General features: G+C 68.3%; 12 protein-coding genes. 8 read left to right on the forward strand and 4 right to left on the reverse strand.

The window, feature by feature from the left end; all coding sequences use genetic code 11:
• Positions 1 to 76: 76 nt before the first annotated feature.
• Positions 77 to 2797, reverse strand: coding sequence for an ABC transporter permease (locus tag AC0VYM_RS13305; RefSeq protein ID WP_475462581.1), 2721 nt, complete (start codon positions 2795 to 2797; stop codon positions 77 to 79).
• 5 nt (positions 2798 to 2802) lie between these two features.
• Positions 2803 to 3567 (reverse strand): ABC transporter ATP-binding protein, encoded by a 765-nt coding sequence (locus AC0VYM_RS13310; protein WP_475462582.1) that lies wholly within the window; start codon positions 3565 to 3567, stop codon positions 2803 to 2805.
• 347 nt (positions 3568 to 3914) lie between these two features.
• Here AC0VYM_RS13310 and AC0VYM_RS13315 point away from each other — a divergent pair, with 347 nt between their 5' ends.
• The 8 genes from AC0VYM_RS13315 (at position 3915) to AC0VYM_RS13350 (ending at position 13289) form a co-directional block, all read left to right on the forward strand.
• A complete protein-coding gene (locus AC0VYM_RS13315; RefSeq protein ID WP_475462583.1) occupies positions 3915 to 5219 on the forward strand; it encodes a sensor histidine kinase in 1305 nt (434 codons plus the stop codon).
• Positions 5194 to 5853: a response regulator gene (locus tag AC0VYM_RS13320; protein WP_475462584.1), complete on the forward strand. Its 660-nt coding sequence runs from the start codon at positions 5194 to 5196 to the stop codon at positions 5851 to 5853. Before AC0VYM_RS13315 ends, AC0VYM_RS13320 begins: the two co-directional genes overlap by 26 nt.
• A 199-nt stretch (positions 5854 to 6052) precedes the next feature.
• On the forward strand, positions 6053 to 6757 hold the full coding sequence (gene fabG, locus AC0VYM_RS13325) for a 3-oxoacyl-ACP reductase FabG (protein WP_475462585.1): 705 nt from the start codon (positions 6053 to 6055) through the stop codon (positions 6755 to 6757).
• Positions 6758 to 6782: 25 nt separating this feature from the next.
• A complete protein-coding gene (gene fabI / locus AC0VYM_RS13330; RefSeq protein ID WP_475462586.1) occupies positions 6783 to 7547 on the forward strand; it encodes an enoyl-ACP reductase FabI in 765 nt (254 codons plus the stop codon).
• Positions 7548 to 7651: 104 nt separating this feature from the next.
• The gene (locus AC0VYM_RS13335; RefSeq protein ID WP_475462587.1) at positions 7652 to 8410 is read left to right on the forward strand and encodes an SDR family NAD(P)-dependent oxidoreductase; all 759 of its coding nucleotides are present in this window, start codon (positions 7652 to 7654) and stop codon (positions 8408 to 8410) included.
• Positions 8411 to 9614: 1204 nt separating this feature from the next.
• A complete protein-coding gene (locus AC0VYM_RS13340) occupies positions 9615 to 10826 on the forward strand; it encodes an ABC-three component system protein (protein ID WP_475462588.1) in 1212 nt (403 codons plus the stop codon).
• A gap of 20 nt (positions 10827 to 10846) precedes the next feature.
• On the forward strand, positions 10847 to 11308 hold the full coding sequence (locus AC0VYM_RS13345) for a three component ABC system middle component (RefSeq protein ID WP_475463028.1): 462 nt from the start codon (positions 10847 to 10849) through the stop codon (positions 11306 to 11308).
• Positions 11309 to 11339: 31 nt separating this feature from the next.
• Positions 11340 to 13289, forward strand: coding sequence for a DUF3732 domain-containing protein (locus AC0VYM_RS13350; protein ID WP_475462589.1), 1950 nt, complete (start codon positions 11340 to 11342; stop codon positions 13287 to 13289).
• Between the two features lie 499 nt (positions 13290 to 13788).
• Here AC0VYM_RS13350 and AC0VYM_RS13355 read toward each other — a convergent pair whose 3' ends face one another.
• On the reverse strand, positions 13789 to 14109 hold the full coding sequence (locus AC0VYM_RS13355; protein WP_475462590.1) for a hypothetical protein: 321 nt from the start codon (positions 14107 to 14109) through the stop codon (positions 13789 to 13791).
• A gap of 1001 nt (positions 14110 to 15110) precedes the next feature.
• Entirely contained in the window at positions 15111 to 15278 is a 168-nt protein-coding gene (locus AC0VYM_RS13360) for a hypothetical protein (RefSeq protein ID WP_475462591.1), read from the reverse strand.
• Between the last annotated feature and the right edge of the window lie 121 nt (positions 15279 to 15399).

The raw sequence follows: 15399 nt of genomic DNA on the forward strand, positions 1-15399 counted from the left end.
CCATAGGAGCGGACCCCCGCCCGTGGGTGGGGGTCCGCGCCGACTTTCCGTCGTCCTGTTCGGTTTTGACCGGGGGCTACTCGCTGGCGAGCGCTCCGGTGATCGAGGTCCCGGCGGCCCGGCGGGCGGGCAGCACGGCGGCCAGCAGACCGGCCAGGACCGCGATCGCGATGAAGACCGCGATCTGGACGGTCGGGATGCTGAAGACCAGGCCCGGCAGGACCGCGGCACCGGCGGCCCAGCCGAACAGCACGCCCAGCGAGATGCCGATCCCCGCGCCGATCAGGCACAGCAGCACGGCCTCGACGCTCAGCATCCGGCGCAGCTGGCCCTTGGCCAGACCCAGCGCCCGCAGCAGCGCGGACTCCCGGGTGCGCTCCAGGACCGACAGCGCCATCGTGTTGGAGATGCCGAACACCGCGATGATGATCGCCAGGCCCAGCATCGCCGCGATCGTGTAGAACGCGATGTCCATCATCTCGGAGAACTGGTTCTTCATCTCCGCGACCGACATGACCTGGACCATCGGGTACTCGTCGACCGCCGTGTAGACGGCCTCGCGCACCTCGGCCGGGTCGGCCCCGTCAGCGGCACGGAGGTGCAGGTAGCGGCTCTCCGTGATCTCGGGGAAGGCCGCCGAGAAGTCCTCGGGCGAGATGATCGCGCCCCAGAAGGAGGCGTCGTCCGCGACGACCGCGGCGACCTCCAGGTCGAGGTCCCCACTCGGCGCGGGGACGGTGAAGGTGTCACCGGCATCCACGCCCTCCGCGTAGTTCTGGGACAGGACCACCCTGCCCGCCTCCAGGTCGGTCGGGTCACCCTCGACCACCTCGCCCTTGATGTCGGTGCCCACCTCGGCGCCGTAGAACGCGGTCACCGGCAGAGCCATCGACCCGGGAGAGGACTCGTCCTCCAGGTAGGTGGAGCGCTCGGACATCACCTTGTCCAGCAGCGGGCTCGCGGCCAGCTCCTCCTGGACCTCGCTCGGGACGAGGGGGTCACCGCTCGCCTCGTCGACGGGCGCGTCCTCCGCGACGGCCTCCTCGACGGCGGCGTCCTCGGGCGCACCCTCCTCGGGAGCACCCTCCTCCGGGGCGCCCTCCTCCAGGGAGGCCTCCGAGAGTTCACCCTCCTCGGCAGCGCCCTCCTCGGCACCCTCCTCCGGAGCGGCGGTGTTCGGTCCCTCCGGCGCGTACTGGGCACTGATCTGGTAGTCGACCGGGAACTGCTCGTCCAGCTGCTCGGTCAGGGTGGTCTCGAACGAGGAGCTGATCACCGAGTAGCCGGTGATGAGCGTGGCGCCCACCGTGAGGGCGATCATCGCGGTCGCGGCACGGCGGGGGCTCCGGGTGGAGTTGTCCACCGCCAGCATGCTGGGCACGCCCACGCGGCGCAGCGGGACACCGACCACCTTCACGATCCCGCGCACCAGCAGCGGGCCAAGGACGACCACGCCCACGAAGGCGATCAGGGCCGCTCCGGTCACGACGAACAGGCTGTTCGGGTCCTGATTCATCGACCGGCTCAGCACCACCAGGGCGGCGGAGGCGCCGAAGGCCAGCAGGCCGAACACCACGCGCACCCAGCCGGTCCCCTTCTCCAGACCGGAGGCGGTGGCGCTGGTGCGCAGTGCCGTCAGCGGGGCCACACGGGTGGCGCGGGTGGCCGGGACCAGCGCGGAGAACACGGTCATCAGGGTGCCGACCAGCAGCCCCACGATCACCGCTGTGGGGCTGACGACCACGGTGGCCGTGACGTCGGATTCCACCAGCTGGCCGCCGAACCTGGCACCGAGCGCGCCCACGCCCACACCGGCGAGCACGCCGAGCGCGGAGGCGACGAGCCCGACCACGAACGACTCGCCCAGCACGGAACGGAAGACCTGGCCGCGCTTGGCGCCCACGCAGCGCAGCAGGGCGAGCTCGCGCTGACGCTGCGCGATGAGGATCGCGAAGGTGTTGTAGATGACGATCCCGGCGACGAACATCGCGATGACACCGAAGAGCAGCAGCGCGATCCGCAGCATCTCGGTCTGCGCGCCCGCGCTCTCGGCCATCTCCTCACCGAACTCGTCACCGGTCTGGACGTCGGTACCGGTCACCTCGGCGACCGCCGTGGCGGCCTCGCCCGGGGACGAGTCCTCGGCGGCCCGCACGTTGACCTCGGAGTAACCGGTGGCACCGGTCATCTCCTGGATGGTGTCCGGCGGGAAGACGAGCGCGCCGCCGAAGCTGTAACCGGGGTCGACACCGAAGTTGACCAGGCCGGTGACGGTGAACTCGCGCTTCTCCTGTTCGGGGTCGAGCACCGTGACGGTGTCACCGACCTCGAAACCGGTCTGGTCCGCGGTGGACGTGGCCAGGGCGATCTCGTCGTCGGCGGAGGGGAGTTCTCCCTCGCTCGCGGAGAACCGCGTCGTCTCACCGAACGCCACGGCGGCGGGCGGCACGAAGCCGAACGCCCGGCCCTCGGCGTCCAGGAGTACGGCCTCGCCCTTCACCAGGCCGTCCGCCTCGGAGACCTGCGGGAGGGCGCGGATGTCGTCCAGCGTCGCGTCGTCGAAGGGGACCGGCTGCAGGGCGAAGCCGTCCTCGTCCACGCCGTCCTCCGCCTCGGGGACGGCGATGGCGTCGACGCTGGTGGCCGACCCCATCACGGACTTCTCGTAGCTGGCCTTGAGGGTGTCGGCGAAGACCAGGGTCCCCGAGACGAACATGACACCCAGCAGGATGGCCAGCACGGTGGTGACGTACCGGGACTTGTGGAGTCTCAGCCCGGCGAGTGTGGTGCGCAGCATGGAGCTCAGGCCTCCAGCTTCAGCAGTCGCTCGGAGACGACCTCGGCGGTCGGGGAGTGCACCTCGTCCACCAGGCTGCCGTCGCGCAGGAACACCACGCGGTCGGCGTAGGAGGCCGCGACCGGGTCGTGGGTCACCATGACGATGGTCTGGTTCAGGTCCTTGGCCGAGTCACGCAGGAACGCCAGGACCTCGGCGCCCGAGCGGGAGTCCAGGTTGCCGGTGGGCTCGTCCGCGTAGACCACCTCGGGGGCGTTGAGCAGGGCGCGGGCCACGGCCACACGCTGCTGCTGGCCGCCGGAGAGCTTGGTGGGCAGGTGGTTCAGCCGGTCGCGCAGCCCCACGACGTCGACGATGTGGTCGAAGCGGGCCTGGTCGACCTTGCGCTTGGCGATCTGCGAGGGGAGCAGGATGTTCTGCTCGGCGGTCAGCATCGGCAGCAGGTTGAACGACTGGAAGATGAAGCCGATCCGGTCGCGGCGCAGCAGGGTGAGGTCGCCGTCGCGCATACCGGTGATCTGGGTGCGGCCCAGGTGCACGGTGCCGGAGGTGGGCACGTCCAGCCCGGCCAGGCAGTGCATCAGGGTCGACTTGCCCGAGCCGGAGGGGCCCATGATGGCGGTGAACGCGCCCCGGTGGAACTCCACGTCCACACCGGCCAGGGCGTGCACCTGGCTGCCGCCGGTGTCGTAGATCTTGGTGAGCCCCCGAGCCACCACCACCGGCGGGGCTTGGACCGGGGACGTGGGCTTCACAGCGGACTCGGTCACGACAGAACAACTCCAGAGATCGGGAAGGTGAGGATGCCGGCGGATCGGGACGGACCGTGCTCCTCGGCGTGTGTCTCCACGCTAGGTGCGGGAAGACCCCCGACACCTCGGTCTCGGGGCTGAACCTCGTACCGGCCAAAGGCATGACACCGAGCGGGTTCGCGACTCCTTCGTCAGGTTCCACCCCCGACTTTCGTAGGGGGTCCGTCCTGGGGAGGAACGGCCCACCTCAACGGAAATCGGGTCTGAGCTGCGTATATGGCGGTGAATCTACTATGGGACCCCCGACGCTCCGGGTCGGTCGAACGGACGACCCCCGCCGGGAGCGCCACCGTAGACTCTGGCGGATGAAAACGTGGTTGCGGGATCGCCTGCGGGACTTCAGTGCCCTGTTGAGCCACAACTGGAACTGGTGGTGGAAGCGACGGCTGCGCCTGGCCGACTGGTGCTACGCCGTCTTCACCCTGCCGTTCAGCGGGCTGATGATGCTCGCCGGAACCACCACCGGCCCGGGGCTGCTGACCACGCCCTTCGCGATGGGGATCGTCCTCATCGACAGCCCCGCGGCCGTCTTCGCCGTGGGCTTCCTGGCCTACGCCCTGCCCGGGACGCTGGCCTCCGTGACGATGCTCTGGCGGCGCAGCAAGCCCTCCTGGCTGCTGGTCACCGGGCTGCTCATGCTGTTCCTGTACGGGAACCCGATCCCGCTCATGGTGGGCCTGTACTCCTACCCGGCGCACTTCAGCGACCGCCGGCCCCTCGCCATGTGGTTCGCGCTCTCCCTCCTGACCCTCGGGGTCCTCTACTACTCCACCCCGGTCGCCTACGTCATCCTGGCCGTGTTCTACCTGGTCGTTCCGGTCATCGCCGGGCTGTGGATCGGTACGAGGCGGCAGCTGGTCGACCGCCTCCACGAGCGGGCCGAACGACTCGAACGCGAGCAGCACATGATGGCGGAGCAGGCCATCGGCGCCGAACGGACCCGCATCGCCCGGGAGATGCACGACGTCGTCGCCCACCGGGTCAGCCTCATGGTCCTGCACGCGGGAGGGCTGGAGGTCTCGGCCACCGACGAACGCACCGTCGAGGCCGCCGGGCTCATCCGCACCACCGGGCGCGAGGCCCTCTCGGAGCTGCGCGGCATCCTCGGGGTGCTGCGTGACGGGGACACCGACACCGCGCCCACCGCCCCCCAACCCGTCCTGGGCGACCTCGACCGCCTGATCACCGAGTGGCGCGGGGCCGGGATGCGGGTGAGCCGGGAGGAGAGCGGCCGGGTCCGCCCGATGCCGGTCGCGGTCCAGCGCACCGCCTTCCGGATCGTCCAGGAGGGGCTGACCAACGCCGCCAAGCACGCCACCGGTGCCCCCGTCGAGGTGTGGCTGCACCACGGCGAGCACCAGCTGGAGGTGGAGGTGGCCAACGACCCGGTCGGCGCCCCCGTCCACGCCCCGCCGCGCAGCGGGTTCGGCCTGACCGGGCTCCGCGAGCGCGTGGTCCTGGCCGGGGGAGAGCTCAGCTCGGGGGTGTGCCCGGACGGAGGATGGCGATTGCGCGCTATCTTGCCCCTGGGGGAGGACACGGCCCCCGATCCGAACACCGAAGTCGAGGAAGAGGCCACCGACGGTGATCCGCACGCTCCTGGTCGATGACGAACTCCTGGTCAGGTCCGGCCTGCGGATGATCCTGGAGGCCGACCCCGGGATCGAGGTGGTCGGTGAGGGAAGCGACGGCGAGGAGGCCGTCAGCCTGGCCGAGGAACTCGGTCCGGACGTCGTGCTGCTGGACATCCGTATGCCCGGCACCGACGGTCTGGCCGCCGCCGCGCGGCTGAGCACGCTGCCCCGGCCGCCCCGGGTCGTCCTGCTCACCACCTTCGACCTCGACGAGTACGTGCACGCCGCGCTCCGGGCCGGGGCGGTCGGGTTCCTGCTCAAGGACACCCCGCCCCGTGAGCTGATCAACGCCGTGCGCACCGTGTACGAGGGCCACGCGATGCTCGCGCCCAGCGTCACCAAGCGCATGCTCGAACGCTTCGCCTCGCCCGCCCCCGCCGACTCCGCGGCGGGCCGCACCGAGGCCCTGGACAGGCTCTCGGTGCTCAGCGAACGGGAGCGGCAGGTACTCGTCGCGGTGGCCGAGGGCAAGTCCAACGCCGAGGTCGGCCGTGCCCTGGACATGCGGGAGACCACGGTCAAGGCGCACGTGAGCCGCATCCTCGCCAAGCTGGAGATGTCCAACCGGGTGCAGGCCGCCATCCTCGCGCACGACGCGGGATGGGCGTGACCGGGTTCACCCCGACCCTTCCATCGCCCCGCCACCGGGCACTCCACGCCGTACGGGATCGTCCGGATCGTCCGGAGTGGTCCCCTGCCCCGCCTCGGTTGCGTCTACCGGCCGGTAGCTCGGTAACCTGCAAGGCGATCCGCACCCGGAACAACACATCGTGGCTGTTCACCACAAGCCGCAGAGAAGAGGAGCCCCTATGTCGCGCTCAGTACTGGTCACCGGTGGCAACCGAGGGATCGGTCTGGCCATCGCCCGTGAGCTCGCGGCAGGTGGGGACAACGTGGCGGTCACCTACCGTTCCGGTGAACCCCCGGAGGGCCTGCTCGGCGTGCGCTGCGACATCACCGACTCCGCGCAGGTCGACGCCGCCTTCAAGGAGGTCGAGGACGCCCAGGGCCCCGTCGAGGTGCTCGTCGCCAACGCCGGGGTCACCAAGGACCAGCTCCTCGCCCTCATGAGCGAGGACGACTTCTCCTCCGTCCTGGACACCAACCTCACCGGTTCCTTCCGGGTGGCCAAGCGCGCGGTGCGCGGCATGATGCGCAAGCGCTTCGGCCGCATCGTCCTGATCTCCTCCGTCGTGGGCCTGCTGGGCTCCGGCGGGCAGGCCAACTACGCCGCCTCCAAGGCCGGGCTGGTCGGCTTCGGGCGCTCCCTCGCCCGCGAACTGGGTTCGCGCAACATCACCGTGAACGTCGTCGCCCCCGGCTTCATCGAGACCGACATGACCGCGGCCCTCAGCGACGACCGCCAGGCCGAGATCAAGAAGAACGTCCCGTTGGGCCGCCTCGGCTCCTCGGAGGACATCGCCAAGACCGTCGGATTCCTCACCGGCCCCGGCGGCGGCTACGTCACGGGCGCCGTGATCCCCGTCGACGGCGGCCTCGGCATGGGCCACTGATCCCCGAAGAACAGGACGGACCACCATGGGAATCCTCGAAGGCAAGCGCATCCTCGTCACCGGTGTGCTCACCGACTCCTCCATCGGCTTCCACGTCGCCCGACTCGCCCAGGAACAGGGCGCGACGGTCGTGCTCACCGGCTACGGCCGGATGGGCCTGGTGCAGCGCATCGCCAAGCGCCTGCCCGAGACGCCGCCCGTCCTGGAACTGGACGTCACCGACGACCAGCACCTGGCGAGCCTGGCCGAACGCGTCGGGGAGCACGTCGACGGCCTCGACGGCATCGTGCACTCCATCGGCTTCACCCCGCAGGGTGCGCTGGGCGGCAACTTCCTCAACACCGAGTGGGACGACGTCGCCCAGGCGATGCACACGTCCACGTTCTCGCTGAAGTCGCTCACCACCGCGCTCCTGCCCCTCATGGACCGGGGCGGATCCGTCGTCGCCCTGGACTTCGACAACAGCGTCTCCTACCCCATCTACGACTGGATGGGCGTGGCCAAGTCCGCGCTGACCTCCACCGCGCGCTACCTGGCCCGCTACGTGGGCGACCGGAGCATCCGGGTCAACCTGGTCTCCGCCGGTCCGCTGAGCACCATGGCCGCCCGCAGCATCCCCGGCTTCGAGGAGCTGGCCAGGCACTGGCCCGAGCGGGCGCCCCTGGGTTGGGACGTCAGCGACCCCGAGCCCGCCGCCAAGGCGGTCGTGGCCCTGCTGTCGGACTGGTTCCCGGCGACCACCGGCGAGATCGTGCACGTCGATGGCGGGTTCCACTCCACGGGAGCCTGATCCGTGTGTGGGCGGCACCCCGACCGGGGCGCCGCCCACACGTGTGTTCGCGGCACCGGTACCATCTGCCCCGCGGCACGGTGTCGTTTCGGAAGGCGGACGGTATGGATCTGGGACTGTCGGGGGCGCGGGTCGTGGTGACCGGTGCCAGCAGGGGGATCGGCCGCGCCATCGCCCAGGTGTTCGCCCAGGAGGGCGCCGACCTGGCCATCTGCGCCCGCGGGGCCGAAGCGCTGGGCCAGACCGCGAGGGAGCTCTCCGACGCGGGGGCGAAGGTCTTCACGCGCTCCCTGGACGTCACCGACCACATCGCGCTGCCGTCCTTCGTGAACGACGCCGCCTCCGAGCTCGGCGGCCTGGACGTCCTGGTGTCCAACGTGTCCGGTGGCAGCGCGCCCACCCCGGACCAGTGGGAGCGGGGGTTCAACGCGGACCTCATGCCGTTCGTGCGCCTCACGGAGGCGGCGAGGCCCTACCTGATCGGCTCCGAGCGCGGCTCGGTCGTCCTGGTCTCCACCACCTCGGCGCTGCACGTCACGACCCCCGCCGGCGCCCGCTCCTACGGAGCCGTCAAGGCGGCCCTGAACCACCACGCGTCCTCGCTCGCCCGTGAGTGGGCGCCCGACGGCGTACGGGTCAACACGGTCTCGCCGGGCCCCACCGAGTTCCCTGGCGGCGGCTGGGAGCGGCGCCGAGGCAGCGACCCGGACTTCTACGAGAGCGTCCGCGAGCGCGTCCCCTACGGCCGCCTGGGCCGCCCGGAGGAGGTGGCCCGCTCGGTCGCCTTCCTGGCCAGCCCTGCCGCCACCTACGTCACCGGCCAGAACCTGGTCGTCGACGGCGGCTTCCTCGACCAGGTCTGACCCGGGGGCCGTGCTCCCGAACTACAGGAGCACGGGCCCCGCTCCGTGGTCCGATGACCCGAGGGCCATGAAGAGAAACCGCCACGGGACTTACACATCTCCATGCCCTGAGCCTTTTGGTGAAGTGGTCGGGCCCGCCTCTGAACAGCAGCCGTCCCCTGCGCTGCGGCATGCCCTCTTGCCGCAAGGACCATCGGATCAGAAGTGCCCTGGTTGCGTGCCGTCACGTGTCACTTCGTGCCGTTGCGTCCCACACCATCCGAATCAGGATGCCATCCTGTGCCACGTCGTGCCGTCAGGTGTTGCCCCGGTCCAAAACTACGGAGCACACACGGGCCGTTGGCGGCGTCCGATGGTTGAGGGCGAGGTTTTCGGATGATGGCTTTCGTGCACGCGACGCGTGTGCTCTGCCAGTACACAACGGTTCCAGGAATACTGGCTGCTGGGGAGTGTGGAAATCCTCGCTGCCCGTGCAACGGCCGGTCGAAGAAGTCACTCAGCCTCCTCAGGGCTCGGCCGTGCCGATGATCCTTTACTACACCCGGCACGAAACACCTGCTCCCAACGTCTGGACATGTCCTGGCCGGTCGTTCTTTGCGGCACTACAGCGTGGCAAGGGCGCTGGTGGGCAGGGGTTCAGCCGGAGGTACAGGAGAGGGAGCGGGGTCGTCAGGCAAGTGGGGTGCGTAGCTGGAGTGCCTCAAACCAGGGCCGAAATGCGTCGAACGCTTCCGAGGCCGGCATATTCTCGATAATCTTGCTACCAGAAGCAAGTCCGACGTCGGACTTGCTTCTGGTAGCAAGATCAACTTCGAGGAGCGGGCCGAAACTCACCCCCGGGAGCTCAGGCAGCAAGGCCCCAGCAGTTCCCCACACAGGTCAACTTCGAGCACCGTGGCCGGGACCAGCGGGACACACCCAGGGGCCAGGGACTGATGCCCTTCGCTGTCGCTGTTGTTTCGGGGCACATGACCAGTCGCGACACCAGAAGCTCCACACAAGTTTGAGGAACCCGCCGCCTCTCGCTGACGCTTTTCGTCGCAAGGAATGACCAGCCGCGACACAGCCAGACGTTACGCTCAGGGTAAATACACCTAGGTTCTGGTGTGGTCAGTCATAGGGCTGAGACTCGCGACCGCTGGGACAAGCACGAGCAGTAGTGGGGAACGTGGCACGAGCAAGGTCGCATTCGGCGGCAGGGCAGATGACCGGATATCTCTACCAGTGCGAGCTTGCCCTGCTCGAGCTCGCCCGCCGCAGCTGGCAGGACCCAACCGCTGAGGTCCGCATGGAACTCCTCGACGACATCGAGTTCCTCGACCAGGACAAGACGCCGCGGGAACTCCTGCAGGCCAAGCACCGCGAAGCCGCTGGCTCGCTGAGTGAGACCGGGAAAGACTTCTGGCGTTCGGTTGGATCCTGGATCGACGCCCTCAAAAAGCTCTCAGAGCCCTCAGGCGCCGCCATGCCCATCCTGCGCCTCGTCTCGACCCAGATCGCACTACCGGGCACCTTCTTCCACTACCTCAGCGCTGGCCCGGACAGAGACGAAGCCAGGGCGCTGCAGCGCATGGAGCAAGCTGCTAACGACGAGAAAGGACCCGACACCACCGCCGAGGACCGCCGACTGTTCATGAGCCTTACCCCGGCCCGGCGGCAGGAGCTCGTCAGCGCCATCACCGTCAACGGCGGCGCCCCGCTGATGTCAGACCTCGACCCTAGCCTGGCCAAGGAGCTGGGGATCACGCCGAGCGATCACGCTCAGGAGGCCCTCGAGGAGATCAAAGGGTGGTGGTACGGCGTGGCGGTCAAACTCCTGGAACGCAAGAACCCTCAGCGTAGACGTGCCTCCGCCAGCGCCCAGGAACTCATGTGCCGCCGCGACGAGGTCACCGGCCGTTATACCGGCAAACACCTGCCGATCACCGAAACCCTGCGCAACCTCACCGAGGCTGAGATCGCCGGTTACAGCGACCGCCTGGTCGTCACTCAGATGCGGTGGATCGGCCTTCCCGACGGCGAAGTCGCGATGCACCTGCGTGACTACCACCTCGCCCGGGCACAGCGTTCCGAATGGCTACGCACCTTCAAGATCACCCCGGAACGGCTTGAAGAATACGAAGGCGAACTGCACTACGAGTGGGAGACAGCCTTCCGCCGCCGCACTCGGCGCATCCCCGCTGACACGAGCGAAGAAGCACGCCAGGACATCGGTCAGGAAATCCTGGACGACACCATGGACCGCGTCGCCGACACCCCGCTGCGCTCTGGCACAGTCACCGCACCCTGGGTCGGCAAAGGAAGCACCCACGGCCTATCCGACCAGGCCGACACCGCCACGCCCCAGCGGCAACTCGGCTGGCACCCTGACTACCAAAACCGCTGTAAGAGCCCCGACGAAGCGCAGGAACAGTGACGACCGACTCCCACCGCAACGTGTCGGAGGCACAAGCGCTTTTCAACCCTGCCTTCGGCGCCTACCTCCTGGCCAGTGCCGTCAACGCCGCAACAAAAAGAGCGCATCAACCCCTGCCCTGGCCCAGCGCGTTCCTGATCCTGCCCCTCGTCCTGCCCACAGACACACGAGAATCTCTCCCAACCAAGTCCACCGTCACACTCACCGCCTGGGCCAACGACCACCCGCGCCTCCAAGCTGCATTCGCCGAACGCGCCGCGACACTCACCACCTACACCCGCATTAGTCTGCGCACCGCCATACGCCACCACGCCATAGACGTCACTCCAGTCGGACTGATCTGCCCCCGCGCCCCCAAACCCCCGTCCGCTGCCCCCGGCGAGGAAGTCGCCGACTGCGCCCGCGCAGCTGCACTCGTCGGCCGTTGGCTCGCCGTAACTGACCCCACTCGAGCCTTCACCACCCTCGGCGTCCGACCCTGACCCGTCCCTGCAAAGGAGCCCCAGAACCGTCATGCAGCTGCTCGCCCTGGCCCTGTACCACCGAGACGGCAGGAAAACCCCAAGGCTCCTGCGCTTTCGTCCTGGGGCTCTCAACATCCTCACCGGCGAGTCCGAAACCGGTAAGTCCGAAGTTCTCACCATCGTCGACTACTGCCTCGGACGCCGCGCCCCCAACCTGCCAGACGACCTGATCGACCAGACCGTCGGCTGGTACGCCCTCCTGGTCACCTTCTCGGACACCTCGCGCATGGTCCTGGCACGGCCCCGCCCGGCCGGAGCCTCCACCCAGAACGCCTTCATCCGCACCGGCGACTCCACGCTCGGAATCCCACGTTCCGACGAACTTGTTACCAACTCCAACGCCGCGGCCCTGCGCAGCGAAATCAGCGCGCGCCTGGGGATCGAGGACTTCCGCTTCCAGCCACCCACCGGTGCCGCCCGCAGCGCCTTCGACGTCTCCATCGCCCAAGCGGCCCTGCTCTGCTTCCAGAATCAGAACGAGATCGCAGACCAGACGGCTCTGTTTCACCGCCAGACCGAGTCCGGCATGGCACAGGCACTGAAGGACACCCTGCCGTACTTCCTCGGAGCAGCTGGCCCCGAACAAGCACTGCGCCGCCACCATCTGGGCGAAGCCCGGCGAACCCAGCGCGCAGCACAGCGGAAACTCGAAGACGCCTTGCGCCACCAGCAGGCCATGGACGCAAACGGCCTAGCCCTCGTACGCCTCGCGGAGGCCGAAGGCCTCCTCACTGATGTCCCCGCAGCCCTCGAGAACGCACAGGTATTCGACCTTCTCCACCAGGCCCTGGCCACCGCGCCCCAGACCGCGGCCCCACTCGACATACGCGACCGGCGCCAGGAACTCAACGACGAAAGACGCGTGCTGCGCGAACAGCTCCAGGACCTCGACGAGGCACTGGCCGCAGTCGACCGCTGGCAGCAGCAGGGCCGCGCGTTCACAGGCGAACTCCACCTTCAGCTCGACCGCCTCAAGACGCTCGAGCTTCTGGGCCCTGAACGCCAGCACAACACCAGCGTGTGCCCCATGTGTACCCAGCCCCTGCCACACCCCGACCCCACCGCGCAGGACATCTCCGAGCTGACTGACCATCTCTCACAAGAACTTGCCCAGGCGCGAACCCTCCAGCCCGTTCGGGAAGAGCACCGACTCGCTCTGCAGACTGAACGTGCCGCCGTGGCCGAACAGCTCAGGCTGAATGGCACCCAGCTCAGAGAACTCCTCGCCAGCGACGAACGCATGAGCCGCCTGCAGGAATACAACCTGCGGGTTGCTCACGTCCAAGGCCGTATCTCGGAAGCACTCACCCGCACAGGCACAAACGACGACATCACCCGCCTGCGCCACAACCTCGCCCTCGCCGAAGAGCGCACGACCACGCTCGAACAGCTCGTCGATGAAGACGATGTAGCAGCCGAAACCGAGCGCAGCCTCGCCGACATCGCCATCGGCATGACTTTTTGGGCCAAGCAGCTCAACCTTGGAGGCGCAGCGGACGCCACCGAAGTGGCCATCAGCCTCAAGCTTCTCAACGTCGTCCTCAGACGGCCTGCCGGGCGGCTGCCCCTCACACGTATCGGCAGCGCTAAGAACCACATTGGTTACCACCTGGTCGCCCACCTCGCCTTGCACACCTACCTGCGACGCAACAACCGGCCCGTCCCCGGGTTCCTCATGCTCGACCAGCCGACCCAGGCCTTCTTCCCGGAAAAGCCCCGTGACGCCTCCACCATCGAAGACGCCGACTGGACAACCGTCACCGCCTACTTCCAACTCCTCAACGACGTCGTCCGGCTCAACAACGGATCGTTCCAGATCATCGTCTGCGACCACGCGAACCTGCCCGAAGACTGGTTCCAGGAAGCCGTGATCGGCAACTGGCGTCCCGACGCCGAAGGTAATCGCACTGCGCTGATTCCGTTGGAGTGGCTCGACTGAGGTTGCTGGCACAGCCGATCCCGGCGTGCCGGGAACCACACCCCGCCAGGGGTGGCCGACCTTACGAGTTGGTGCTTGATAGCGGGTGAGACATGGTGGTCCCGTCCGTGGTCCTTGTCAGACGTTCGCGGTGCGGTCGGAGACCAGCCCGGCGATAGCCCGATACGTCGCCGGGAGGTTCTCCCGCCGATGGGTCCGGCGCATCAGTTGCTTCCAACGTTTCTGGTCGGGCCAAGGCGTTCTCGACGTTGATCCGATCTGAGGAATGCGCGTGGCGGTGTCTTGTACTGAGCGTGATGGAGGCTCTAGCGTGTGCCGGGATCGCCTCCCGTCACTCACGGCAGAGCCGGTGCGCTACATCGGTGAATGTATGACTGGCTGGTCATGAGATGACTCCTCTGGGCTGGCCACAGTGGGGGCATGGATGGATTCATCGAAGCGGTCTTCAGCCTGACGATTCCTGCTGAGAGCAGGTGGCGCAATGGTCGCTGACCTGCTCTCACAGCGCCTGGAAGCCAAGCAGGTGGTGGCGTGGTCGGTAAGCAGGTCGTGGGCAGGTGTGGGCAGGTTGGGTGAGCAAGTGCGCGGCCTGCAGCTCCTCCAACAGCTCCTGAACCTCGTCGCCCACCAAGCCGGTGAGTACTGCGGCCGAGACGGTAGAGGTGGTCGGGCCCGGAGCGGCGGTCACGAGCAGGAACACCCGCACCTCCTCGGGGGTGAGCTGATCCCGGGAGGTGTCGAAAACTGCCCGCAGTACCCGGGTCGGTTCGGCATGAGGACCGTGGTCTTTGAGTTTGTCGACCCGGGAGACAGCCTTCACCAGCCGCTCGGAGAGTGTGCTCGGGGACAGGCGGGGCTTGCGGGCGAGTTGGGCTCCGGCGGATCTCCAGCGCCAGCGGCAGGTGCCCGCACAACTCGGACAACCTGCTCAGCTCCACCACGTCGTCAGCGCGCGTGTCCTGGGGGTCAGCCGCCTTGAGGGCGAAGGCCAACAGCGCCAGGGAGTCCGCCGGGTCCAACACGTCCAGGTCCAGGTGGTGGGCGCCGGCCAGGGAGTGCAAGCCGCCGCGCGTGGTGGCTAGGAGCCGGTGCTCGCCTGTCCCGGGCAGCAGGAGCCGTACCTGGCGGCGGAGTGGGCGTCGTCGGCCACCACCAGCACCGGCCGGTGACGCTCATCGGCCTGGGACAGCTTCGCCAGGGCGGAGCGGTAGTGGGCGGCACGTTCTGAGCTTCGGGTGGGATCTCCTGGACGTCCACGCCCATCTGGCGTAGCAGCACGTCTAGTTCCGCCTCCGCCGACAACGCCTCAGCACCGGGGGTGTAGCCGCGTGGGTCCACGTACAGCTCGGCGCAGAACCACTCCCTATAGCGAGAGATCGCACCAGCGGCCAGGGCCAGTGCGGTCTTGCCCACCCCGCCCATCCCGACTAGCACCGAGAGCACCACTCCCGAGGAGGCGTTCCCGGCCGGGGACACATCGGTGTCCGTACCGTCGTCGGTAGCAGGAGCGAGCTCTGTGAGCAGCGCCTCCAGCTCCGTCACGCGGCCCGCCAATCTGGTCGGCGGCGGGGCAGGGAGAACAGGGCAGTGGGCAGCGGTCAGGGCAGGTTGATCAACTGCCCAATGACGTCGCTCCCGGCGACGATCCACCGCATGTCAATGTCGGCCACAGGCACCTGGGGTGTCGCTTCCTCGACGGTCACCGGGACGGCCTCCGGCGGGCTCGGGTGGTCTTCTTTCCGACTACGTCCTTACCAGCGCGAATGCCCCGCATCCGGATCCGGTCCCCGGTCGGTTCCGCCTCCGAGCCTTCCTTCCCCGTCACAGTCCCCTGGCCCGCGCCTTGTTGATGTGGATCGAGTCACCGCCCCTGTCCTGGGCACTGTCGTCCGAGGGCGGGCCCGTGCAGAGCGTCCACACGGCCATGACCAGAGTCGCCACGGCCACCTCCAGGGAGACGATTCCTGAGGTCTGGTTCAGCCCATCCAACCCCCACCCCAGGCCGGGGAACGCCCGGGGCCAGGATCCAGACCCCTGCCAGCACCGCCGCGATCACGCCCAGTACCACCGGCCAGATCCAGCTGAGTCTCATAGAACCGATTGGTCCCTG

Source organism: Nocardiopsis sp. iso_237 (assembly GCF_056173345.1).

Excerpts from the sequence above, each read along its gene's own strand:
- AC0VYM_RS13305 (WP_475462581.1), bottom strand. The coding sequence starts at position 2,797 with ATGCTGCGCACCACACTCGCCGGGCTGAGACTCCACAAGTCCCGGTAC.
- AC0VYM_RS13315 (WP_475462583.1), top strand. The coding sequence starts at position 3,915 with ATGAAAACGTGGTTGCGGGATCGCCTGCGGGACTTCAGTGCCCTGTTG.
- fabG (WP_475462585.1), top strand. The coding sequence starts at position 6,053 with ATGTCGCGCTCAGTACTGGTCACCGGTGGCAACCGAGGGATCGGTCTG.
- fabI (WP_475462586.1), top strand. The coding sequence starts at position 6,783 with ATGGGAATCCTCGAAGGCAAGCGCATCCTCGTCACCGGTGTGCTCACC.
- AC0VYM_RS13335 (WP_475462587.1), top strand. The coding sequence starts at position 7,652 with ATGGATCTGGGACTGTCGGGGGCGCGGGTCGTGGTGACCGGTGCCAGC.
- AC0VYM_RS13340 (WP_475462588.1), top strand. The coding sequence starts at position 9,615 with ATGACCGGATATCTCTACCAGTGCGAGCTTGCCCTGCTCGAGCTCGCC.
- AC0VYM_RS13350 (WP_475462589.1), top strand. The coding sequence starts at position 11,340 with ATGCAGCTGCTCGCCCTGGCCCTGTACCACCGAGACGGCAGGAAAACC.